At 64.0% G+C, this 21,809-nt stretch carries 23 protein-coding genes and 1 pseudogene; 11 read left to right on the top strand and 13 right to left on the bottom strand.

Annotated elements, in window-relative coordinates; translation table 11 throughout:
- A partial coding sequence (locus IQ35_RS12655) for a transposase (protein ID WP_199739953.1) occupies positions 1–192 on the bottom strand: 192 nt, incomplete at its 3' end.
- A 134-nt stretch (positions 193–326) separates the two neighbouring features.
- Between IQ35_RS12655 and IQ35_RS12650 the strand changes: the two genes are divergently transcribed.
- A complete protein-coding gene (locus tag IQ35_RS12650; protein ID WP_145073926.1) occupies positions 327–1,391 on the top strand; it encodes a hypothetical protein in 1,065 nt (354 codons plus the stop codon).
- A 24-nt stretch (positions 1,392–1,415) separates the two neighbouring features.
- Here IQ35_RS12650 and IQ35_RS12645 read toward each other — a convergent pair whose 3' ends face one another.
- Positions 1,416–2,243: a phosphotransferase family protein gene (locus IQ35_RS12645; protein ID WP_021244205.1), complete on the bottom strand. Its 828-nt coding sequence runs from the start codon at positions 2,241–2,243 to the stop codon at positions 1,416–1,418.
- Between the two features lie 132 nt (positions 2,244–2,375).
- Between IQ35_RS12645 and IQ35_RS12640 the strand changes: the two genes are divergently transcribed.
- Entirely contained in the window at positions 2,376–3,200 is an 825-nt protein-coding gene (locus IQ35_RS12640) for a class I mannose-6-phosphate isomerase (RefSeq protein ID WP_031290760.1), read from the top strand.
- Position 3,201: 1 nt separating this feature from the next.
- Here the strand turns inward: IQ35_RS12640 and IQ35_RS12635 are convergent, their stop codons facing one another.
- From IQ35_RS12635 to thiS, 8 genes are all read right to left on the bottom strand, one after another.
- Positions 3,202–4,308 carry a mannose-1-phosphate guanylyltransferase/mannose-6-phosphate isomerase gene (locus tag IQ35_RS12635; RefSeq protein WP_145073924.1) on the bottom strand — a complete coding sequence of 369 codons (1,107 nt, stop codon included), beginning with the start codon at positions 4,306–4,308 and terminating at the stop codon, positions 3,202–3,204.
- Between the two features lie 11 nt (positions 4,309–4,319).
- Positions 4,320–5,597, bottom strand: a complete 1,278-nt coding sequence (locus IQ35_RS12630) for a capsule biosynthesis protein (protein ID WP_145073922.1) — start codon at positions 5,595–5,597, stop codon at positions 4,320–4,322.
- Positions 5,578–7,203 (bottom strand): capsular polysaccharide export protein, LipB/KpsS family, encoded by a 1,626-nt coding sequence (locus tag IQ35_RS12625; RefSeq protein WP_242003342.1) that lies wholly within the window; start codon positions 7,201–7,203, stop codon positions 5,578–5,580. Before IQ35_RS12625 ends, IQ35_RS12630 begins: the two co-directional genes overlap by 20 nt.
- A 97-nt stretch (positions 7,204–7,300) precedes the next feature.
- On the bottom strand, positions 7,301–8,596 hold the full coding sequence (locus IQ35_RS12620) for a glycosyltransferase family 4 protein (protein ID WP_021244200.1): 1,296 nt from the start codon (positions 8,594–8,596) through the stop codon (positions 7,301–7,303).
- 54 nt (positions 8,597–8,650) lie between these two features.
- Positions 8,651–9,091 (bottom strand): HIT family protein, encoded by a 441-nt coding sequence (locus IQ35_RS12615; protein WP_145073918.1) that lies wholly within the window; start codon positions 9,089–9,091, stop codon positions 8,651–8,653.
- Positions 9,092–9,102: 11 nt separating this feature from the next.
- The gene (locus IQ35_RS12610) at positions 9,103–9,738 is read right to left on the bottom strand and encodes a CoA transferase subunit B (RefSeq protein WP_031290757.1); all 636 of its coding nucleotides are present in this window, start codon (positions 9,736–9,738) and stop codon (positions 9,103–9,105) included.
- Entirely contained in the window at positions 9,738–10,448 is a 711-nt protein-coding gene (locus IQ35_RS12605; RefSeq protein ID WP_145073916.1) for a CoA transferase subunit A, read from the bottom strand. The genes IQ35_RS12610 and IQ35_RS12605 overlap by 1 nt, the downstream gene beginning before the upstream one ends.
- An 80-nt stretch (positions 10,449–10,528) precedes the next feature.
- Positions 10,529–11,530: a sulfur carrier protein ThiS gene (gene thiS, locus IQ35_RS12600; protein WP_145073914.1), complete on the bottom strand. Its 1,002-nt coding sequence runs from the start codon at positions 11,528–11,530 to the stop codon at positions 10,529–10,531.
- 150 nt (positions 11,531–11,680) lie between these two features.
- Here thiS and aroQ point away from each other — a divergent pair, with 150 nt between their 5' ends.
- The 4 genes from aroQ to arsC all read left to right on the top strand — a co-directional run bounded on the left by aroQ (position 11,681) and on the right by arsC (position 14,377).
- On the top strand, positions 11,681–12,121 hold the full coding sequence (gene aroQ / locus IQ35_RS12595; RefSeq protein ID WP_021244194.1) for a type II 3-dehydroquinate dehydratase: 441 nt from the start codon (positions 11,681–11,683) through the stop codon (positions 12,119–12,121).
- Positions 12,122–12,192: 71 nt separating this feature from the next.
- The gene (gene accB / locus IQ35_RS12590) at positions 12,193–12,669 is read left to right on the top strand and encodes an acetyl-CoA carboxylase biotin carboxyl carrier protein (RefSeq protein WP_059140311.1); all 477 of its coding nucleotides are present in this window, start codon (positions 12,193–12,195) and stop codon (positions 12,667–12,669) included.
- 14 nt (positions 12,670–12,683) lie between these two features.
- Positions 12,684–14,036: an acetyl-CoA carboxylase biotin carboxylase subunit gene (gene accC / locus IQ35_RS12585; protein WP_021244191.1), complete on the top strand. Its 1,353-nt coding sequence runs from the start codon at positions 12,684–12,686 to the stop codon at positions 14,034–14,036.
- Positions 14,033–14,377, top strand: coding sequence for an arsenate reductase (glutaredoxin) (arsC, locus tag IQ35_RS12580; RefSeq protein ID WP_021244190.1), 345 nt, complete (start codon positions 14,033–14,035; stop codon positions 14,375–14,377). The genes accC and arsC overlap by 4 nt, the downstream gene beginning before the upstream one ends.
- A gap of 374 nt (positions 14,378–14,751) precedes the next feature.
- Here the strand turns inward: arsC and IQ35_RS12575 are convergent, their stop codons facing one another.
- Positions 14,752–16,071 carry a UDP-glucose dehydrogenase family protein gene (locus tag IQ35_RS12575; RefSeq protein ID WP_021244188.1) on the bottom strand — a complete coding sequence of 440 codons (1,320 nt, stop codon included), beginning with the start codon at positions 16,069–16,071 and terminating at the stop codon, positions 14,752–14,754.
- A 207-nt stretch (positions 16,072–16,278) separates the two neighbouring features.
- Between IQ35_RS12575 and IQ35_RS12570 the strand changes: the two genes are divergently transcribed.
- The gene (locus IQ35_RS12570; protein WP_021244187.1) at positions 16,279–17,028 is read left to right on the top strand and encodes a ParA family protein; all 750 of its coding nucleotides are present in this window, start codon (positions 16,279–16,281) and stop codon (positions 17,026–17,028) included.
- Between the two features lie 24 nt (positions 17,029–17,052).
- Here IQ35_RS12570 and IQ35_RS12565 read toward each other — a convergent pair whose 3' ends face one another.
- On the bottom strand, positions 17,053–18,813 hold the full coding sequence (locus IQ35_RS12565) for a fatty acyl-AMP ligase (protein ID WP_040602649.1): 1,761 nt from the start codon (positions 18,811–18,813) through the stop codon (positions 17,053–17,055).
- A 149-nt stretch (positions 18,814–18,962) separates the two neighbouring features.
- Here IQ35_RS12565 and IQ35_RS12560 point away from each other — a divergent pair, with 149 nt between their 5' ends.
- From IQ35_RS12560 to IQ35_RS21800, 4 genes and pseudogenes are all read left to right on the top strand, one after another.
- Positions 18,963–19,487 carry a regulatory protein RecX gene (locus IQ35_RS12560; RefSeq protein WP_059140312.1) on the top strand — a complete coding sequence of 175 codons (525 nt, stop codon included), beginning with the start codon at positions 18,963–18,965 and terminating at the stop codon, positions 19,485–19,487.
- A gap of 37 nt (positions 19,488–19,524) precedes the next feature.
- Positions 19,525–20,055 (top strand): DUF192 domain-containing protein, encoded by a 531-nt coding sequence (locus IQ35_RS12555; protein ID WP_145073912.1) that lies wholly within the window; start codon positions 19,525–19,527, stop codon positions 20,053–20,055.
- A 56-nt stretch (positions 20,056–20,111) separates the two neighbouring features.
- Positions 20,112–20,510: an NADH:ubiquinone oxidoreductase subunit NDUFA12 gene (locus IQ35_RS12550; RefSeq protein ID WP_021244183.1), complete on the top strand. Its 399-nt coding sequence runs from the start codon at positions 20,112–20,114 to the stop codon at positions 20,508–20,510.
- Positions 20,489–20,926, top strand: a pseudogene (locus tag IQ35_RS21800) (DUF2155 domain-containing protein); the annotation flags it as partial. The gene IQ35_RS12550 and the pseudogene IQ35_RS21800, both read left to right, overlap by 22 nt.
- A gap of 35 nt (positions 20,927–20,961) precedes the next feature.
- Here the strand turns inward: IQ35_RS21800 and aat are convergent.
- Positions 20,962–21,720: a leucyl/phenylalanyl-tRNA--protein transferase gene (gene aat, locus IQ35_RS21510; protein WP_031290748.1), complete on the bottom strand. Its 759-nt coding sequence runs from the start codon at positions 21,718–21,720 to the stop codon at positions 20,962–20,964.
- Positions 21,721–21,809 lie beyond the last annotated feature (89 nt).

The raw sequence follows: 21,809 nt of genomic DNA, 5'->3' as shown, positions 1-21,809 counted from the left end.
CGGATCGGCAATACAAGCCGCCAGGCGCTGGCAAATCCCCATCGCGCGCTCGGCCTGTGCAAGCAGTAGAACACCGCCATCCGAGGTAAGCCGGCCACCGTCGAACGCAGCTGTGATTTTCTTGCGGCCGACTGCTGGGAATCCAAATGAGCTTGCGATATCATCGTTCATGGCGGGTGTGGCCCGTGGCATTTTCTGCCCTGCGGCAGGTTCGGCTTAGACACCCAGTTCCTAATTCAGATCAGAGGCTTACGCCACTCCCGCCAACCCTTCAGGACACTTTTGGTGAATAAGGCGGGCTAGGGCGATCGACGCATGTCCTGTTCATGGACGACGATGCGATATTCTTCCCGGAATCCATCCGGCGGACCTTGGCCGTCCTTTATTTTTCGGCCAATCCGAAACTGGCGGTCAGCGGTTCGATGATAACCGAGGCGCACAAATGGCGGCTATGGGAAGCCAGCGCCACATTCGACAGGCGCTGCAAGCCGATCCATAATGGGCGAGACCTTCGGAAATTCGAAGATGTCATCGCCGTTTCCCAGGTGGAAACATTCAAAAGCCGGTATGGCGGATGGTGGTATTTCTGCTTCCCGGTCGAAGCGGTGAAGACCTGGCCTTTTCCTTTCTTCGTACGTGGAGACGATATCTATTTCTCCCTTTCGAATGATTTCGACATCCTGACCATTCCCGGAGTCGTCAGTCATCAGGACGATTTCTTCGCCAAGCAATCGCCGCTGACGATGTATCTGGACATGCGTTACCATCTGGTCCTGCACCTGACCTTCGATCATTTGAAGCTGGACAGGAAAGGCATCACCAAGATGATGCGCTCCTATTTCGACCGCTTCAACGACGCCTATCATTATGAATCGGCGGAGGCGCTCATCATGGCGGTCGAGGATGTTCTCAAGGGCGAGGCTTTCTGGGAAGGCAATCTCGATCTGGCCGAACGGCGCGCCCAACTGGCGACCCTGACCGTCAATGAAAAGCTGACGACGCCGCTGATCTTCGGCCGCGAGGAAACGACGCCGCATTCGCCGAAACGCCAGAAGGGCCGATGGCGCGCCTTGCAGCGCAAGCTCAGTTTCAACGGGCACGCCCTGCCCGACCGGTTCTTCTACAGCAAGGCAGTGCTGTTCCCGCTTGAGGTGCGCGCCCACACGAAGGACAGCTTCCGCCGCCGCTCGACGATCACCTTCGACCAGAGTTCGCAGACCGGCTATATCTGCCGGATCGACCGGGATCGCTATTTCGCCAATCGAAAGCGCTTCAAGGCGGTGATGAAGCGCCTGATGGACAATTATGACGATCTTCAAGCGGCCTATCGCGAGAACCGCGAGAAGCTGGCGACCAAGGACGCCTGGCGGGAACGGTTCAGCCGGTCGTGAGGGAATAGGGCGGAAGCGTCCATTCTATCCCGCCAATCCCGCCTCGCGCAGGGCACCGTCCAGATAAGCGTGGAAAGCCCGCTGCCGAACGGGCTTTCGAGCCCGCAGCCAGGCGATGGCCACCAAGGCGCGCCACGATCCGACCTGCCTTCCATCCATGCCGCTTTCCCGCAAATAGGTGGCGCGCCAACGCCGCGCCGCCCAATCGCGCGACAGGGCGGTCAGGGGATCTTCCGGCCCGTCGCCAAAGCGCATCAGCATTTCCGTCCGCGCCATGTCCGCGGCCGGATCGCCCAGCGCCGCCTTCGACCAGTCGATCACCTTGAGATCGCGCCCGTCCATCATGATATTTTCGATATGGAAATCGCCATGCAGCAATTGGCGGCCGTCCGGCATCGTCTCCAATCTCGCAAGCGCCGCGTCCTTGACGGCTTTGCTTGCGGGTCCGTGGACGATATCCGTCCGCAGCACGTCCTTGAGACGCCGCAGCCCGCCCGTGGCCGGCGCCTCGTGCATCCGGACCTGCAATCGGGCCATGGCGTCGATGATCGCGCCGGAACGCCATGGCTGTCTGCGCATGGCCGTCAGCAAAGTCGCTCCCTTCACGCGCGGATAAACCAATCCGCGCGCGCCCTCCATGATCACCGCGCGCACCGGCGCGACCGCGGCCATGCCCAATTCCGCGGCGCGCCGCGACGCCTGCGCCTCGCGCTCGATCATCTCGTCCGACACGCCGGGGCGGAACAGCTTCACGACCTCGTCCCCACTCAGCGCGTAGACATGCGAACTTGCGCCCCGCGTAACGAAGCGCAGCGAATCCCTCTCCCCTCGCGAATGGAAAACATCGGTCATCGAACGCTTCTCCCGATGAAGCCGCACCGGCGGCGAACGTCCGCCGCCCCATTGCGCGCGGCGGACTTATCACTTAACCGCTTGCTCATCATTGCGCGCTATATCAACGCCATCATGCATCCGGCAGAATTAATGCATCAGCTTCTTCCCCATCCGATTGCGAAGCCATGGGGCAGGGACCGCCTGCCCGACTGGCTGGGGGACGTGCGGGGCGAGCGTATCGGAGAGGTGATCTTCACCGGCGGGTCGAGCGAGCAGCAGGATCTGCTGGTGAAATATATTCTGACCAGCGAGCGCCTGTCGATTCAGGTGCATCCCGACGACGCGACCGCACGGCGCGAGGGACACGCCCACGGCAAGGACGAGGCCTGGTACATCCTCGATTGCAAGCCCGGCGCGACGATCGGCCTCGGCTTTCGCGAGGCGGCGACGCAGGACGATGTCCGCGCCGCCATCGCCGCTGGAATGCTGGAGAAGATGATCGATTGGCGGCCCGTCTTTCCGGGGGAATTCTACATGGTCCCGGCCGGCACGGTGCACGCCATCGGCGCCGACATCATGCTGGTCGAAGTCCAGTGTAATGCCGACATCACCTACCGGCTCTACGACTATGGCCGCGACCGCCCGCTCCATGTCGAACAGGCCCTGGCCTGCGCCCGGCTGGAACGCTACGCCCTGCCTGTTCCCCATATTGCGGCGGATGAAGAACGGGAACTGCTGACGGCCGGCCATGGACCCTTCGGGCTTCGCCATGTCGCCTTCCGCGCTGGCGAGGAAATCGTCGCCCACGACTCCTGCGCCGCCTGGTTCGTGCCGCTTGAAGGCACAGGCAGCCTGTCGGGCGCGCAATGGAAGAACGGCGAATGCTGGATTCTCGAAGCGGGCGACAGGCTGTATGCGCAGAGCGACGGCAGCGCGCTGATCGCGGTTCCGAACGCCAACTCGAAAATGCCTTAGATCAGGTTCCGTCCGTCCGCTTCAGCATCGCCTCCGCCAGGGCGCGAATATCCGCCGAGCGCTCGCGCGGCATCACCAGCACGCCCGCCGCCGTCGATACGATCACGCAATCGCGCATCCCCATCGTGCCCACCGGGGGGCCTCCGTCCACGATGACCAAATTGCCGCGACCGTCCATGTCGATCGCCGCGCCATCGCAGATGCTGTCCTGCCCATTGCGATCCCTGAGCGTCCAGAGCGCTTCCCAGGAACCGACGTCGGACCATCCCATGTCCACCGGCACGACTACGGCGTCCCCCGTCTTTTCCATGATCGCATAGTCGATGGAGATGCTGGGACAGGCGCCAAAGGCAATGGCATCGGGACGAATATAAGCGCCATCGTCCCGCGCGCCCGACATTGCCGCGCGGCAGGCATCGGCCACTTCGGGCGCCAGCCGTTCCAGCTCCGCTATATAGGCGCGGGCGGAAAACAGGAAGATGCCGCCGTTCCAGCAATGCCGCCCGGTTCCGATCAGGTCGCGCGCCGTTTCCAGCGGCGGTTTTTCGACGAAGGCCGCGACATGGTGCACGCCCGGCACGTCCGCCACCGCGTCGCCCACCTCGATATAGCCATAGCCCGTTTCCGCATGGGTCGGACGGATGCCGAACGTCACCAGACGCCCTGACCGCGCCGCCGGACATGCGACCGCAATGGCGCGGTGAAAGCTCTCCACATCGGCGATGGCGTGATCGGACGGCATGACAAGCATCAACGCCTCGGCGTCCCGCCCGGCCAGCCAATAGGCGGCCAGCGCGATCGCGCCCGCCGTGTTGCGCCCTTCCGGTTCAAGGAAGATCGCCGCCGGTTCGCTTCCCGCTTCCCGGATCTGCCGCGCCACCAACGCCACATGGCGCTCGCCCGACACGACGAGCGGCGGGGCAAACCCGGCGCGGCCCGTCGTGCGCGCCACCGTTTCCTGCATCATCGTAGCGGGACCGAGCAGCGTCAGGAACTGCTTGGGCGTCTCGGGCCGTGACAAAGGCCACAGGCGCGTCCCCGCTCCTCCCGACAGGATGATGGGATAGATCAGGGCTTCCGCGCCGTTCGCTGCATCGTTCTCGCTCATCGACCCTCGCCTCAGACCCCGCCACCGATGCGGCGTTCCTGCACATGAGGCAGATAAACCAGAGGGGATGCGCCAGCCTGCTGATCCCCTATCAGCCGATCGACCGCATTGTCGACCAGCATCCGCAACCCTTCATCGCTGAGCAGGCCGCCGCGAATGAGGCAACGGTCGATCAGCACCCGGCGGAAGGCGGAATAAAGCTCCATGTCGGGCGCCTTGGGCTGACGCCAGAACTCGTCGAGCGTGCCTTCGTGCACGATGCCGGGCACCTTGTAGACGGCATGGCCCAGCACCACCACGGGCTTCCCCGTGTTGAGCGCCAGCGTGCCGACCGTGCTGTTGACGGTCACGACGCCCATGGACTGCTGGACGACCTTGGCGATGTCCCAGTCGGCCAGATAGATCACGCGGTCGGCCACACCATATTGTTTCGCCAGCTTGCGGGTCAACCTTTCCCAACCGACCAGGCCGGGGTCCAGCGGGTGCCGCTTGACCACCAGCGCGACCTCTTCCGGCGCATAGCGGGCAAAGCTCTTGAGCACGAAGCGCAGCGCGGCGCGCATGTCGCCAAAGGGCGAGTGGATGCGGATCTGATAGTCGGAATTAAGCTGAAGCGGCAGAGTGAAATAGGAACGGCCGCGCAGTTCCTCCCACTTGTCGGCCGCCTTGCGCCGGTCCGCCTGCCGCCATAGCAGCTTGTTGAACCAGCCTACCGATTCCAGCGCGAAGCTATGCGGCCGGTGCGTCCGGTAAAAAGGAAAGAAGGGCCGCATCAGCGCGCCCGAAAGGCCGTTGCGCATCGTATGCTGGGCCCGGCGCCGGAAAGTAGAGGGGATAGGATTGTTCTTTCCTTCTTCGGGAAGAAGGCCCCGCGCCAGATCCCGATACCATTGCGGATCGAGCGGCAGGGTGGAATTACCGTTCACCCCGTCCTTCTGAAGAGTCAGGAAGTCGGGACGGATATAACCTTCCTCCACCACATGCACTCGGATGCCCCGCAGGCGCGCCATCTTGTGCGCGGACGCATGATAGGGGCGGCAGTCGCCAAAGAGGATCAGGTCGGTAACGCCATGATTGACGATGAAATCGTCGAAGAACAACGGCCAGCCGCGAAACGTCCCCCGATAATCGGTAGCGCCCGGGCCAGGCCAGTCGACCTTGTCCCCGCCGTTGATGTTGATACGCAACGCTTCATGCCCATGCCCGCGCAAGGCGTCGCCGAGCATGGAAAAATAGGGGCCATGCGGGCCTTGCAGGAACAGGAAGGTCTTAAGCTGGGCGTCTGCCATGAAGCAACTCTGCGGATAAAGTCATCAATCGACGTAGCTTCCCCTGCAACATCCGCAGCCTGATGAGCCAGCTCATTGGCGGCGTCGACCCGTCCGCCAGCCGGTCCACCATGATTTCTGGACCGCAAGGCAACCATGTTACCGGATCAACATAGCGTGGATAGAGAATGAGAGCGCCCGCGACAAGCTGATCTATGCTCAGGCGCCGGCCACGCCGGCCATTCGGCGCGGCCAGATCCCGAGTCAGCCCCCATCCAGCGTAAAAGGGCATCCCGTGCACGGTCACGGGCCTTCCCCGCATCAAAGCCTCGAAACCCGTCAGGGACGAAAGCACATGCACTTCGTCGACGGACTGGACCAGTTGCATGAGCGGCGCGCCGCCGTCCACGCTGTCGGCATATTCCAATACCGTTGCGTCGCCCAGATGCCCGGCCCTGTGTCCGGCCTGAACATCGGGATGCGGCCGATAGACGATCCACGCATCCGGCTCCGCCTGTCGGACGCGCCGCAGGAAGTCGAGATTGCCCGCGACGCCCGCCCCGCCCAGATGCACCGACTGGTCGTCATCCACCTGCCCTACCGCAAGGACCGTCCTTTTCCCTTCGGGCAAGGACACCATCCGGCCTTGGCCAGCGCCGTATTTCGTGACGCCCGATCCGCAAATCCGCTTTCGCAGCAGCCTTGCCCTTTCAACCAGTTCCGGGGGGAAGTCATGGGTTGCCAGGATCGTTTCCAGATCACCGCCGGCATGGGCGTCATAATAGATGCCGGTTTGGTCCACCACGACCGAACCGGGCGGATGCAGGGCGGCGCCAAGTCCCCGGGAGCGGAGAAATCCATCCTCCACCCGGATAAGCGGCGTTCCCTGCTCCACGGCCCTGTCAACCGTCGAAGCCGGCACGCGGGAAGGCCAGACGGCCAAGGCCCCTTCCGTCTCGCGGGCGCGGCGCAGCCCCTGTTCCGCCGTCACGAAAGGCGGGCACTGCAAGCCATCCCAAAGAAAGATGCGCATGACGTCGCGCTTCCACCAGGCCATGCCGCTGGCGGCGCAAATGGCCTTGTTGGCGCAAAAAAGCGCGCGCCATTCGGCCAGTTGCCGCACCGCCTGTTCCACATCGGCTTCCTCGCCCGTGAAGCAGTTGCGATAGCGGGCTTGCGATAGCCGATCCCGGGCGGCCTGTTTCAGGCAGCGGGGATCAACGGGCTGGAAATCGACCCCGAAAACCGGCACCCCCAGCAGGCCCGCGACAATGGCGATGTCATCCTCCGCACGGGCATGAACGGATCGCGCCTGCTCGATCAGCGTCCAGGGATCGCAGGGTTCGGGGGGGAACGGCGATGCGCCCCCTATGACCGCCACCTCCGCGGCATCCAGACCGTTCAACCTTTCGGGAGAGATCGGAACGCCCGCCTGCGCGACCAGCTTCACGCCCTGGACCTCATGCCCCCAAAAGTCGCCGCCGACCCGCAATGCGGCGATCTTGTCGAGAACGGCATCGGAAACAATCTCGCCCGATCCGCCCGCCGGCAAGGACGTGCTGACCGCCGCCATGACAGGCGCGGTGGAAGGAAAAGGCGGAGAACGCAGGAAAGGCGGCAGTGTCACAGCATCCCCGGTAATGCACATGCCCTTTGAATGATGTTTGCGGCCTCTCCGCCGACCAGCGGCCAGTCGTCATCCTTGAGCGCGCGCGCCGCAAAGGTCAAGAAACCGACACCGTCACTTCCGCGAGAATGTCTTCCACTATGTCGAAATAGTCACGCCATGTCGGCGGGGACCAGAGCGCTATCCTTTCCATTTGCGCGGCGCGCTCAGGCGATCCTTCCCGGCTATAGCTCCGGATCGCCCGCATCCAGCCGATACCGTCAAGCGGGTCGAGATAATCCGGCGCGCCTCCGCCCACTTCCCGATGCGCGACGATGTCGCTGCAAATGACGGGCACGCCTGCCGTCAGCGCCTCCACCACCGGCATTCCGAAGCCTTCGACGAAGGAGGGCATCAGCATGGCGCGCGCATGGCGGGTCAGCGCCTGCATCTCGCTATCCGAAACCTGCCCGGCCTCGATGACATGGCCGCGCAGGATTGCCCCGCGTTCCAGCATGTCGACGACATTTTCATTTTCCCAGCCGCGCCGCCCCACCAGCACGAGCACAGGCGCGGCATTGCCCATCTGCTCCACCAGCCTGCGCCAGACATTGAGCAACAGCAGATGGTTCTTCCGCGGCTCTATGGTCGAAATATAGATGAAATAGGGGCGGTCCGGAATCTTGTGGCCGGTGGCGCCCGCCGGTTCCACCGGATCGGAGCCGAAATGAGCGACGCGGACGGCGCGCCCTTCCAGCCCCCGCTTCAGATGAGGTGCAAGCGCGTCGATGGTGGCCTGGCTGTTGCCGATGATGCCGGAAGCGAAGGAATCGACGCTTGCGAGGCGTTTGCGATGCTCCGCCGCGCCCTGCGGCCGGGCAAATTCCGGGTGGCTGAGCGGAATGACATCGTGCACCAACGTCACGAACTTCGCCCCTTCCGCGCGCAGGATCGCGCCCACCTGCTCCTGATCGTCGAGATGATGCGGCGACACTTGCAAATAAACGCGCGGCCCCTGTGCGCGCGGCACGGGGCGCGGCCGCAGCGCGATCAGGTGCCGGATGATCGCCGCCCGCCCTTCCTTCGAATCCGTGGCGCCCGCATTGCGCCACCGCGCCGCCGTGAAGGCTAGGAATTGCCGCACCGCGCCATCCTTGAGCCGCCCATAATAACCGCCCGCCGGATGCACCGCCGCAAAGGCCAGCCGATCGGGCATCCGCTCCAGCAATTCGCGTGCATAGACATATTCGACCCGGTCGATTCCCGTGGGCGTCGGATGGAAGGCGCGCGACAGTAGGCGGGAGATATCGAGGATGACCTCCGCTTCCCCCGCGTTTCCGTGAAAGCGACGGCTGGCAGGTTTGGCGCGCAGGGCGACACGCGCCCCCGGTGCGCGAAAGGGCTTGAGCGCCATGTCAGCGGCGCTCCTGTGGCGTGAGCGGCTGAAAGCCGGGGAGGGAATCCGCCATCAAAGCCGGGCGCGGATCTCTTCCGCCAAAGCCTGTAGCTCGGCCGGGTCGGCGAAATTGCCTTGAGCGTGCGCACTGAACCCCAGCGGCCCGCCTTCCCAGCGCGGCACGATATGGACATGCAGGTGGAAGACGGTCTGTCCGGCCGGCGCGCCGTTGAACTGCGCGACATGGATGCCGTCGGGGTCCAGCGCCTTGCGGATCGCGGTCGTGACCTTCTTGGCCGTCGTCATGACCTGACACAGCGCTTCATCCTCTATCTCAAGGATGTTGCGCGCCTTCGACCATTTGGAAATGACCAGCGAATGCCCCCTCGATTGCGGCTGGATATCGAGGAAGGCCAGCGTATGCTCATCCTCATAGAGCCGGGTCGAAGGCAATTTCCCCTGAAGGATCAGGGAAAAGGGATTGCCTTCGTCATAAACGCCGTCCAGGCTCATCGCGCGGTCCTTCAGCTCACATATCGAGCGGTTGTCTTAGCGGCGACTTCCTCCGCCGTCACGCCCGGCGCCAGTTCGATGAGCTTGAACGGGCTGTCATGGTCCGCCCGATGAAAGACGGCGAGGTCGGTGACGATCATGTCCACCACATTCTTGCCGGTGAGCGGCAGGGTGCAGGCCGGGATGAATTTGGGAGAACCGTCCTTGGACGTATGCTCCATGACGACGATGATCTTCTTGACGCCGGCGACCAGATCCATCGCGCCGCCCATGCCCTTGATCATCTTGCCGGGGATCATCCAGTTGGCGATGTCGCCATTTTCCGCCACTTCCATCGCGCCCAGCACGGTCAGGTCGATATGCCCGCCCCGGATCATGGCGAAGCTGTCGGCGCTGGAGAAATAGGCGCTGTTGGGCAGTTCGCTGATCGTCTGCTTGCCCGCGTTGATGAGGTCGGCGTCTTCCTCCCCCTCATAGGGGAAAGGGCCGATGCCCAGCATCCCGTTTTCCGACTGGAGCGTCACTTCCACCCCCGCCGGAATATGGTTCGCCACGAGCGTCGGAATGCCGATGCCAAGGTTTACGTAGAAACCGTCCTTGAGTTCCTTCGCCGCACGGGCAGCCATCTCGTCACGAGTCCAGGGCATCAGGCAGTCTCCCTCTGGCGAACGGTGCGAAATTCGATCTTCTTGTCATAAGGCGCGCCGATGATCATGCGCTTGACGTAAATGCCGGGCAGGTGGATGCAATCGGGGTCGAGGCTGCCGACCGGCACCACTTCTTCCACTTCCGCCACGCAAATCTTTGCGGCGGTCGCCATGGGCTGGTTGAAGTTGCGTGCCGTCTTGCGGAAGATCAGGTTGCCGCTCTCGTCCGCCTTCCACCCCTTGATGAGGGCGACATCGGCGAAGATGCCGCGTTCGAGGATATAATCCTGCCCGTCGAAGCTTTTGACTTCCTTGCCCTCGGCCACCGCCGTGCCGACGCCGGTTTTCGTATAGAAACCCGGAATGCCCGCTCCGCCCGCGCGGCAGCGTTCGGCCAGCGTCCCTTGCGGACAGAATTCCACTTCGAGTTCCCCCGCCAGATATTGCCGCTCGAACTCCTTGTTCTCGCCGACATAGGAGGAGATCATCTTCTTCACCTGCCGCGTGCGCAGCAGCTTGCCCAGCCCTTCGCCGTCGATCCCGGCATTGTTGGAGGCGATGGTCAGATACTTGACGCCCGAATCCCGGATCGCGTCGATCAGCCGCTCGGGAATGCCGCACAGGCCGAAACCGCCCGCGCACAAATGCATCCCGTCGAAAAGAAGGCCCTCCAATGCTGACGCAGCATCAGGGTAGAGCTTGTTCACCATCGCACGTCCTCTTCCTGTCCAATGCCCAAGCCATAGGGACAGGAAAGGAGTCGGTCAATTTGCTGCGATAGCGAGATGCGCTAGATAAGACCGGCCAGCGGACTGGACGGATCGGCATACATCCGCTTGCCCATGCGCCCGGCGCGATAGGCCATGCGGCCGGCCTCCACGCCCGCCTTCATCGCCGCGGCCATCAGCACCGGGTCCTTCGCCTCAGCAATAGCGGTGTTCATGAGCACGCCGGTGCAGCCCAGTTCCATCGCCTCGGCGGCTTCCGACGCGGTGCCGACGCCCGCATCCACCAGCACCGGCAGCGACGTGCCCTCCACGATCAGGCGGATCGTAACGCGATTCTGGATGCCAAGGCCCGAGCCGATCGGCGCGCCCAACGGCATGATCGCCACAGCGCCCGCATCCTCCAGCCGCCTGGCCGCGATCGGATCGTCGACGCAGTAGACCATCGGCTTGAAGCCTTCCTTGGCGAGGATTTCGGTGGCTCGCAGCGTCTCCACCATATCCGGGTAAAGCGTCCGCGCCTCGCCCAGCACCTCCAGCTTGACGAGATCCCATCCGCCCGCCTCGCGCGCCAGCCGCAGGGTGCGGATCGCTTCCTCGCCCGTATAGCAGCCCGCCGTGTTGGGCAGGTAAGTGATCTTCCTGGGGTCGATATAGTCGGTCAGCATCGGCGCCTTGGGATCGGACACGTTCACGCGCCGCACGGCCACGGTGACGATCTCCGCCCCCGAAGCCTCGACCGCCGCCGCGTTCTGCTCGAAATCCTTATATTTGCCGGTGCCGACGATCAGCCGCGAGCGGAAGCTCTTGCCCGCGACGCTCCAGCGATCCTCATCGACCGCGCTCACGTCGCCGCCGCCAACGAAATGCACGATCTCCAGCTCATCGCCATCCTCGACCAGCACCTGCCCCAGCGTGGAGCGGGGCACGACCTCCAGGTTGCGCTCCACCGCCACCTTTTCCGGCACGAAACCCAGCTCGCTCGCCAGTTCGGCCAGCGTCAGCCCGTCCCGCACGCGCCGGTGCTCGCCATTGATGTGGATGGAGATGGTGCCATCGATGCTCACTTTTCGAAACTCCTGCCGCCGTCCACATCCCGTCTCGACTTGAGCGGACGCGAACGGCTATGAAGGCCCGCCAAGGGCCGCGCCGTGGGCGCATATAGGGACAGGGGCATCGCCCCCGCAACAGGCTTGAAAGACAAGAAGGGGACGGCCATGACCGACACGCGCAAAATCTTCGTGCTGAACGGCCCGAACCTCAATATGCTGGGAACGCGGGAGCCGGAGATTTACGGCTATGACACGCTGGACGACATCGCCGAACGCATGGAGGACGCTGCCAACCGCGCCCATGTGGAGATCGATTTCCGCCAATCGAACCATGAGGGCCATCTGATCGACTGGCTTCAGGAGGCGCATGGCGAAAGCGCCCATGCCGTCATCCTCAATCCCGGCGGTCTAACCCACACCTCCGTCGCCCTGCACGACGCCATAAAAGGCATCACCGTGCCGGTGATCGAGGTGCACCTCTCCAACCCCCACGCGCGCGAGCCTTTCCGCCACAAAAGCTATGTCGGCATGGCCGCGAAGGGAACCGTCGCAGGCTTCGGCGCGATGTCCTACATGCTTGCGCTGGAAGCGGCGCTGGAGCTTTGAGCGTTGCGCTCGCACGCAAATGGTCATAGGCGCGGGCATCACAAAACAATTTCACCGTCCAGGGACATGAGATGAACGACAAGCAGGAAAAGGGCGCGATGCAGGTGGACGTGCAACTGGTGCGGGATCTGGCCGCGCTGCTCGACGACACCAACCTGACGGAAATCGAGGTGGAAGACGGCGATCGCAAGATTCGCGTCGCCCGCAAGGCCGGCGCTGTTGCCCCGGCCTATGTCGCGGCGCCCGCCCCCGTCGCCGCCGCTCCGGCTGCTGCTGCCCCGGCGGCCGCCCCGGCCGAGGCCGCGCTGCCTTCGGGCACGACCGTCCGCTCGCCCATCGTCGGCACCGCCTATCTGGCGGCCGAGCCGGGCGCTCCCGCCTTCGCGGCCGTCGGTTCGACCGTGAAGCAGGGCGACACCGTCCTCATCGTCGAAGCGATGAAGGTCATGAACGCGATCACCGCCCCCACATCGGGCACGGTCAAGGCCGTTCTGGTCGATAACGGCCAGCCGGTCGAATATGACCAGCCGCTGATCGTCATTGAATAAGGCCGCCGCACGCCATGGCCATTGAAAAGCTGTTGATCGCCAACCGGGGCGAAATCGCGCTGCGCATCCATCGCGCCTGTCATGAAATGGGGATCAAGACGGTGGCGGTCCATTCGACCGCCGACGCGGACGCCATGCATGTGCGCCTGGCCGACGAAGCCATCTGCATCGGCCCTCCGGCAGCGAAGGACAGCTATCTGAACATCGCCGCGATCATTTCCGCGGCGGAGATTTCGGGCGCGGACGCGATCCACCCCGGTTACGGCTTCCTGTCGGAAAACGCCCAGTTCGCGGAAATCGTGGAAACCCACAATATAGCCTTTGTCGGTCCCAAGCCCGAACATATCCGCATCATGGGCGACAAGGTGGAAGCGAAGAAGACGGCGGGCGCTCTCGGTCTGCCGCTCGTTCCCGGCTCCGACGGCGCGCTCTCCAGCGTAGAGGAAGCCAAGGAAGTCGCCGCCAAGATCGGCTATCCCGTGCTCATCAAGGCTGCGTCGGGCGGCGGCGGGCGCGGCATGAAGGTCGTGCCCAGCGAAGACCTGCTCGAAACGCTGATGAAGCAGGCCGGCAGCGAGGCGAAGGCCGCGTTCGGCGACGACACCGTCTATATGGAAAAATATCTGGGCAACCCCCGGCATATCGAGTTCCAGATCTTCGGCGACGGCAAGGGCAACGCCATCCATCTGGGCGAGCGCGACTGCTCGCTCCAGCGCCGGCATCAGAAAGTGCTGGAAGAAGCCCCCTCCCCCGTCCTTTCCACCGCCGAACGCGACCGCATGGGCGAAGTGGTGCGCAAAGCGATGGCCGATATGGGCTATCGCGGCGCTGGCACCATCGAATTTCTCTGGGAAGACGGCGAATTCTACTTCATCGAGATGAACACCCGCCTTCAGGTGGAGCATCCCGTGACGGAGATGATTACCGGCGTCGACCTTGTCCGCGAACAGATTCGGGTGGCCGAGGGCAAACCGCTGTCCGTCGCGCAGGAGGATATCGAGTTCCACGGCCACGCCATCGAATGCCGCATCAATGCCGAAGACCCGCGCACCTTCGCGCCTTCGCCGGGCACCGTCACCAGCTATCATGTGCCGGGCGGGATGCACGTCCGCGTCGATAGCGGCCTCTATCAGGGCTATAAGGTGCCGCCCTATTACGACAGCATGATCGGCAAGCTGATCGTCTATGGCCGCACCCGCGAAGGCTGCATCATGCGCCTCCGCCGCGCGCTGGAGGAATATGTGATCGAAGGGATGAAGACCACCATCCCGCTGCATCAGGCGCTGCTGCGCGATCCCGATTTCCTCAACGGCGACTATACGATCAAATGGCTGGAGGATTGGCTGGCGCGGGAAGACGCGGCATGAAGGCGACGATCTGGCATAACCCCCGCTGCTCCAAATCGCGGCAGGCTCTGGCGGTCCTGGAGGAAAAGCCGGGGGTGGAGGTCGAGATCATCGAATATCTCAAGACCCCGCCGACGCGCGGCCAGATCGAAGCCGTGCTGAAAAAGGCAGGCGTCACCCCGTCCCAAGCCGTGCGCAAGGGCGAAGCGGCGGTAAAGGAAATCGGCCTCGACACCGCCGATGACGCGGCGGTGCTGGACGCCATGGCCGCGCATCCGATCCTGATCGAGCGCCCCATCGTCATCACGGACAAAGGCGCGATCATCGCTCGCCCGCCGGAAAAGGCAAACGACGTTCTCTGAACGGCTTCCCCAGACTGTAGCAAAACTTCCGAGCCCATCACGGGGTGGCTGTTTTCGGCCAGTTTCCGCCGTTCAATCCGTCATACCAGCGAAAGCTGGGATCTCCCTTAGGCTGGGTCGCGCCTACAAAGAAGAGAGATGCCAGCTTTCGCTGGCTTGACGAAGTGTGGCACAAATCCACCCAAGCCGACCAACTGAAGCGCCGTTCTACGGACCTGATCCTATGCGACAGCACCCATAGTCTGCATCTTAAAGCAATCCCGCGACGACGGGCACGATCTGGCTGGCGAAAAACAGCAGCCCCGCCGCCATCAACCAGTGATGCGCGCGAGGAAAGGCGCACATTCGCGCCTTTCCCTCGTTCCACGGCCACATCAGGCGTCGACGGCCTTGTCGCCGATCCGCGTCAGGGAAAAGCCCGCCGCCCTCACTTCGGCCGCGGGATATATGTTGCGCAGGTCCACCAGAACCGGCGCATTCATCGACGCGGCCAGCCGCTTGAGGTCCAACGCGCGGAACGCATTCCATTCCGTCACCAGAACGAGCGCATCCGCGCCCTGCGCCGCGCTATAGGCGTCCGTCGCCATGGTTATGCCTGGCATCAGGGCCGACGCCGCCGCCATGCCTTCGGGGTCATAAGCGACCACCTTCGCCCCAGCGTCTTCCAGCGCCTGCACGATGGCGATGCTGGGCGCGTCGCGCATGTCGTCGGTGTTGGGCTTGAACGTCAGGCCCAGCAGCGCGACCGTCTTGCCCCGCGCGTCGCCGCCCATCGCCTTCACGATCTTGCGCCCCATGGCGCGCTTGCGAAGGTCGTTCACCTGCACCACCGTCTCCACGATGCGGATCGGCGTCTCATGATCCTGCCCGGTCTTGACCAGCGCCAGCGTATCCTTGGGAAAGCAGGAGCCGCCATAGCCCGGCCCGGCATGAAGGAATTTCGACCCGATGCGATTGTCGAGGCCGATGCCGCGCGCCACGTCCTGCACCTCCGCGCCGACCGCTTCGCACAGGTCCGCCATCTCATTGATGAAGGTGATCTTCGTCGCCAGAAAGGCATTGGCGGCATATTTGATAAGCTCCGCCGTCCGCCGTCCGGTGAAGAGCAGCGGCGCCTGGTTGAGATAGAGCGGACGGTAAATCTGCTGCATCGCGTTGATGGCGCGCTCATCCCCGGTCGTGCCCACCACGATGCGGTCGGGCCGCTTGAAATCGCTGATCGCCGCACCTTCCCGCAGAAATTCAGGGTTGGAAACCACTGCGATGTCGAGATCGGGGCGCGCTTCGCGCGCGATCCGCTCCACTTCGTCGCCGGTTCCGACCGGCACGGTGGACTTGGTCACGATCACGGCGGGGCCGTCCAACGCCTCCGCGATCTCCCGCGCGGCCGCGTAAACATAGCTGAGATCCGCATGACCGTCGCCTCTGCGGGAAGGCGTTCCCACCGCGATGAAAATCGCATCGGCGCCCTTGACCCCGGCGGCAAGGTCCGTGGTGAAGCTCAAACGGCCCGCTGCCGCATTGCCGCCCACCAGTTGATCCAGTCCCGGTTCATAGATGGGCATCTGGCCCGATTCTATCGCCGCGATCTTGCTGGAATCCTTGTCCACGCAGACCACGTCATGGCCAAAATCAGCAAAACAGGCTCCTGATACCAGGCCCACATATCCCGTGCCGATCATCGTGATCTTCATAGGCGCTTCTCATTCCTTGTTGACGGGGCAGTCTATGGCGAAAAAGCCAATGTCCTCAAGCTACTCTTCCCGCGCTATCCGATTGAGCCATGGCGGGCCAGCGCAAATGCATCGTTAGCGCACGGGAAATCCCCATTGTAACGCCGCTGCAACAATATCGTGATTTCAACGCTTGCTTTCGCACCTGCGAAAGACTTAGCTTTCGGCATGGCAAAGGAACCGGCATTGGCGACCATCGCCGTCTACAGCCTCAAGGGCGGAGTGGGGAAAACCACCTTCGCCATCAATCTGGCCTGGGCTTCGGCCTGTATTTCCAAGCGTCGCACGCTGCTCTGGGATCTCGATCCCCAGGCGGCATCGAGCTGGCTCCTCTCGACCGACCTGCAAAGCCGGGACGCCGCCCAGGCGATTTTCAGCAAGGACGTCCAGGTCCGCAAGCTGATCCAGCCTTCCACGGTTCCGGGGCTGGACCTGATCGCGGCCGACACATCGCTGCGCGGCCTCGATCATCTGTTCCGCGAAATGGACAAGAAGAAGCGGCTGGCGAAGCTGATCGAAAATCTGGGCAAGGATTATGACCGAATCATTCTGGATTGCCCTCCGGGATTGACCGAAACCAGCGAACAAGTGCTGCGCGCCGCCGACCTCATCGTCATTCCGGTCATTCCTTCCCCCTTGTCGCAGCGCGCGATGGGGGAAGTGGCGCGCTACCTCGTCCAGCGCGGCGGCGCCCACGCGCCAATCCTGCCGGTCTATTCGATGGTCGACCGGCGCCGCAGCCTGCATCGCAAGGCGCTGGAGGAACAGCCAAGCTGGTCTGCGATTCCCATGGCGAGCATGATCGAGCAGATGGCCGTGCGGCGCAAGCCGCTGGGCGCATTCGCTCCATCCTCGCCCGCCTCAAAGGAATTTGCGACGCTCTGGACGATGATCGAGCGACAGCTTCAGTCGGCCTGACACTGTTCGCCGAGCCTGCCCGGCTCAGGCCGCTATGTCGTAAGGACGGATTTCCCCGGCCAGATACAGGTTGCGCGCCTTGGACCGGCTGAGCTTGCCCGAGCTGGTGCGCGGCAGCGTGCGCGGCGGCACCAGTTCGACCACGCAGTTCATGCCGGTGATCGCCCGCACCCGCTCGCGGATCTGGTCGCGCAGGCGCGAGCGTTCCTCATTGTCGGAGGTCCGGCAATGCACCAGCACGGCGGGCGCTTCCTCGCCGCCGGGGGTAGTGATCGCGAAAGCCGCGATATCGCCCTGCTTGAAGCCGGGAAGCTGCTCCACCGCCCATTCGATATCCTGCGGCCAATGGTTCTTGCCGTTGATGATGATCATGTCCTTGGCGCGGCCCACGATATAGAGATAGCCGTCGCTCAGATATCCCATGTCGCCGGTGTCCAGCCAACCGTCGACCATGCAGGCGTCGGTCGCCTCCTGATCGCGGAAATAGCCGACCATCAGGGACGGTCCCGTGGTCCACACCTTGCCGATCTGGCGCTCCTTGAGCAGGCCGCCATCTTCGTCACGGATCTCCACCACCATGTCGCGCGCGGGCTTGCCGCAATTGACGATGGAGCGGAACCGCTGCGGCCGCCCTTCGGTCGCGTCGCCGCCCGACAGATCGGTTTCCTCGACCAGTTCGACGATGATGCCTTCGCCCGGCGGCATGATGGTGACGGCCAGCGTCGCTTCGGCAAGGCCATAGCTGGGCAGGAACGCCTTGGGACTGAAACCCGCGTCGGCGAAGGCGTCGACGAAGCTCTGCATCACGTCGGGACGGATCATGTCCGCGCCATTGCCCGCCAGCCGCCAGCGCGACAGGTCGAAACGGTCGGCGGCCTTGGTCTGGCTCGACATGCGACGCGCGCAGATGTCGTAGCCGAAGGTCGGCGAATAGCTGATCGATGTGCCTTGATTGCGGCTGATGAGGTCCAGCCACGCCAGCGGGCGACGGGCGAAATCCTCGGTCTTCATATAGTCGGTCGACACCTGGTTGGCGACGATCGACAGGAAGCAGCCGACCAGGCCCATGTCATGATACCAGGGCAGCCAGCTTATGCAGCGGTCGCCCTCGGCCAGTTCCATGCCATGGCTGTGCGCGGCGAGGTTGCTGAGCAGCGCATGATGCGTCACCGCCACGCCATGCGGGAAGCGGGTCGAACCGCTCGAATATTGCAGGTAGCAGATTGCGTCGCCCCTGGCCTGCGGCAGATCGACCGCCACGGCCTCGCGAGCGATGAAATCCTCGAACGCGATGCTTTCGACGGCGCGCTGCCGCCCGGCCTCGCCCGCCATCTCTTCCAGTTCCCTGGGGAAGAGGAACAGCATCGGGTCGCAGCTCGTCAACTGGACATTGAGCTGATCGATATAGCTTTCCTTGCCGCCGAAGCTGGTCGGCAGCGGCAGCGGCACCGGCCAGGCGCCCGCATAGACGATGCCGAAGAAAAGCTGCGCGAAATCCGTCCCCGTTTCCGCGACCAGCGCCACACGGTCCTGCGGCTTCACGCCATGGGCGATCAGACGGTGGGCGCAGGCGATCGCGTCCGTCCGCAGCTCCGAAAAGGGATAGGGCCGCGCCAGATTGCCGCGGGCGTCATGGAAATTCATGCCGCGCTCGCCCCGCGCCGCATAATCCAGCGCTTCGCCCAGCGTCTCGAAATCCGAAAAACGGCGGGGCAGATCGTCGGTGGTCGGCGTCGGTGCCATCATGCTTTGCGAACCCGTCATATTGGTGTCACCAAATGTCATAATTTTCATATCCGCAGCGCCGCTATCAGCTTTGACGCGACGTTGCACCGGATAGTTTCGTTCCAGCCTGAGCTTGTAGCGCACAAGGGGCGGTAAAATTCCGGCCCGACTGTGGCATAAAGATGGCGCTTGCCGCATGATGGAGCCGCATGACCGCAAAACGCCCCCGCCCACCGATCGACGAAGACGCCCTGCGTGAGATGGCGCTGCGCTATGTCGGGCGTTTCGCCACCAGCCGGGCGAAGCTGCTCGACTATCTGCGGCGCAAGATCAGGGAGCGGGGCTGGGGCAGCGAAAATCCCGCCGATCCGCAGGGACTGGCCGACCGGCTCGCCGAATTGGGCTATATCGACGATGGCGGCTATGCGGTGATGAAAAGCGCGGCGCTGACGCGGCGCGGCTATGGCGCGCGGCGGGTGGACGAAAGCCTGCGCGCCGCCGGGATCGCGCAAGCCGACCGGACGGAAGCCGACGCGCACACCGCCGCGCAGGGCTGGGCGGCGGCCGAACGCTTCGCCCGGCGCAAGCGCATCGGCCCCTTCGCGGCGGAGCGGCCCGATCCCAGGTTGCGCGAGAAATGGATGGCGGCCTTCCTGCGCGCGGGCCACGGCCATGCGCTCGCCCGCCGCTGGGTCGACGCCCCTCCCGGAGAGCCGCCGGAGCCGGAGGAATAGCCTGTCCTCCCCCAATGCATTATTGTAACCCGTCTCCATGAGGATTCTCTCCGCCCTGCTCATCGCCTTGCTGGCGGCCTGCTCGCAGACAGCCCACAAGGCGGAAAACACGGCCGGCCCGTCCGCCCGGCAAACCAGCCTGCTCCCCCTCGTCATTCGCGGCGCGAAGGGCGAGCACCGCTTCGACGTGGAAGTCGCTCTCAACCCCGGGGACCAGGAGCGCGGCCTCATGTTCCGCAAGTCGCTGGCGGCGGATTCGGGGATGCTGTTTCCCATGGAACCGCCCCGCACGGCGAGCTTCTGGATGAAAGACACGCTGATCCCGCTCGATATGCTGTTCATCCACACGGACGGCACCATCGCCTTCATCAAGGCGATGACGCAGCCTTATTCGCGTGAGCCTGTATCGGCGGGCGTCCCGGTGGCCGCCGTGCTGGAACTGGCCGGCGGGCGGGCGGCGGAACTGGGGATCAGGGAAGGCGACCGCGTCCGCTGGGGTAATTGCGCCGTGCCCGGAACCCGCCCGGACGAAGCATGGGACCGGCTCGATTTCTGCCCCGCTCCCTGACCGGAACCGCACAAGCGCCTTGCCAAGCAGCCGCCCCAACGGCTAAGCGCTGCCCCATGGGAATCCTTGGCAAGATCTTCACCTGGTGGAACGGCGCCACCATCGGCACCTCGCTCTTCACGGCCCGCAAGGGCAGCAAGGTGGGCGAGGACCATCAGGGCAATGTCTATTATGAAGGCGGCGTCGACCCGAACGGCCTGACCCGCCGCTGGGTGATCTACAACGGCCCCAATGATGCGAGCCGCGTGCCCGCCGAATGGCATGGCTGGCTGCATCATTCGATTGAGGGCGCGCCGGAAAGCTTCCTGCCGCCGCCGCGCATCTGGGAACGGGACTCCACCCCCAATGCGACCGGCACCGTCAACGCCTATCGCCCGTCCGGCGCGCTGGAAAAGGGCGGCCGGCGCCAGAAGGCCACCGGCGATTACGAGGCATGGAGTCCCGAGGCATCATGACCCCGCGCCCGGCGGGGGGCGTCCTGCCGATCCTGACCGCCGCGCCTGTTCTGGCCTGCGTTCTCATGCTGGCCGGATGCGGCGGCGATGACATGCCCGCGGCCAACCAGTCCGGCCCCGTCAAGATCGAGAACAGCCCGATCCGCAACGGCGGTTTTTCCGCCCTGCCCGGTACGCCGATGGCGGAACGGGTCGCGGTGGTGGGCCTGCTCAACAAGCGCAACGGCCTGACGCGCGACCTTCAGATGAAACCGGGCGAAGCCTTGCGCGTTGGCGACGCCATCGTGCGCCTCCAGGCGTGCGAGACGACCGCGCCTTGGGAGAATGTGCAGGAAACCGGGGCCTTCGTTCAACTCGACGTGCGGAGCAGCGCGGACGGCAAATGGCGGCGCGCCTTTTCCGGCTGGCTGTTCCGCGAGCGGCCCGACCGCAATGTGGTGCAGCACCCGATCTATGACGTCTGGGTCAAGAGCTGCGCGATGGCCTGGCCGGAGACGGGTCCGGATACCGTCAGGACCGGTGCCAGAGGCGAGCCTTCCTCCCCCGCTTCCGCCGCGCCTGATAATGGATCGAACGCCAGTTCCGCCCCTCCCCCCGAACCGGCGGAGAGTACCGCGCGGCCATCGCCCAGCGGCACGTCCGCCACCGCTTCCCCCAACAACTGAAGATAGTCGCGCTGGCTGATCTCGACCGCGCCCAGCGAGCGCAGATGATCGGTCATGAACTGGCAATCGAGCAGGGTGAAGCCGCCGAAGCGCATCCGCGCCACCAGCCAGGCGAGCGCGACTTTTGACGCATCGGTGCGGCGGGACACCATGCTTTCGCCGAAGAAGGCGCGGCCCAACGCCACGCCGTAAAGGCCGCCGACCAGCTCCTCTCCCTCCCATATCTCCACCGAATGAGCGAAGCGCAATATGTGGAGATGGCGGTAGGCCTCCTCGATGGGACCGTTGATCCATGTCGATGGGCGATCTTCCTTCGCTTCCGCGCAGAGCGCCACGATGGCAGGGAAAGCGCGATTGGCGGTGACGCGGAAGCGGTCGCGGCGGATGGTCTTCGCCAACGAGCGAGACAGGTGGAAAGCATCCAGCGGCAGGACGGCCCGCTTCTTCGGTTCGACCCAATAGATATCCTCGGCATGGCGGTCATCAGACATGGGAAATACGCCAAGCGCATAGGCTTGCAGCAGCAGCAAAGGATCAATGCTCATTGTCCCCGGATTAGCAGAGGTCGGGGCAAATTTTGAAGGAAATAGCGACGGAACCGGATTAATCGGTTAAAGTAGGGCAAGCCGCATCG

This window comes from Sphingobium wenxiniae (assembly GCF_007830065.1).
GTDB classification, from domain to species: domain Bacteria; phylum Pseudomonadota; class Alphaproteobacteria; order Sphingomonadales; family Sphingomonadaceae; genus Sphingobium; species Sphingobium wenxiniae.
This window is presented reverse-complemented; position numbering and strand designations above follow the sequence as displayed.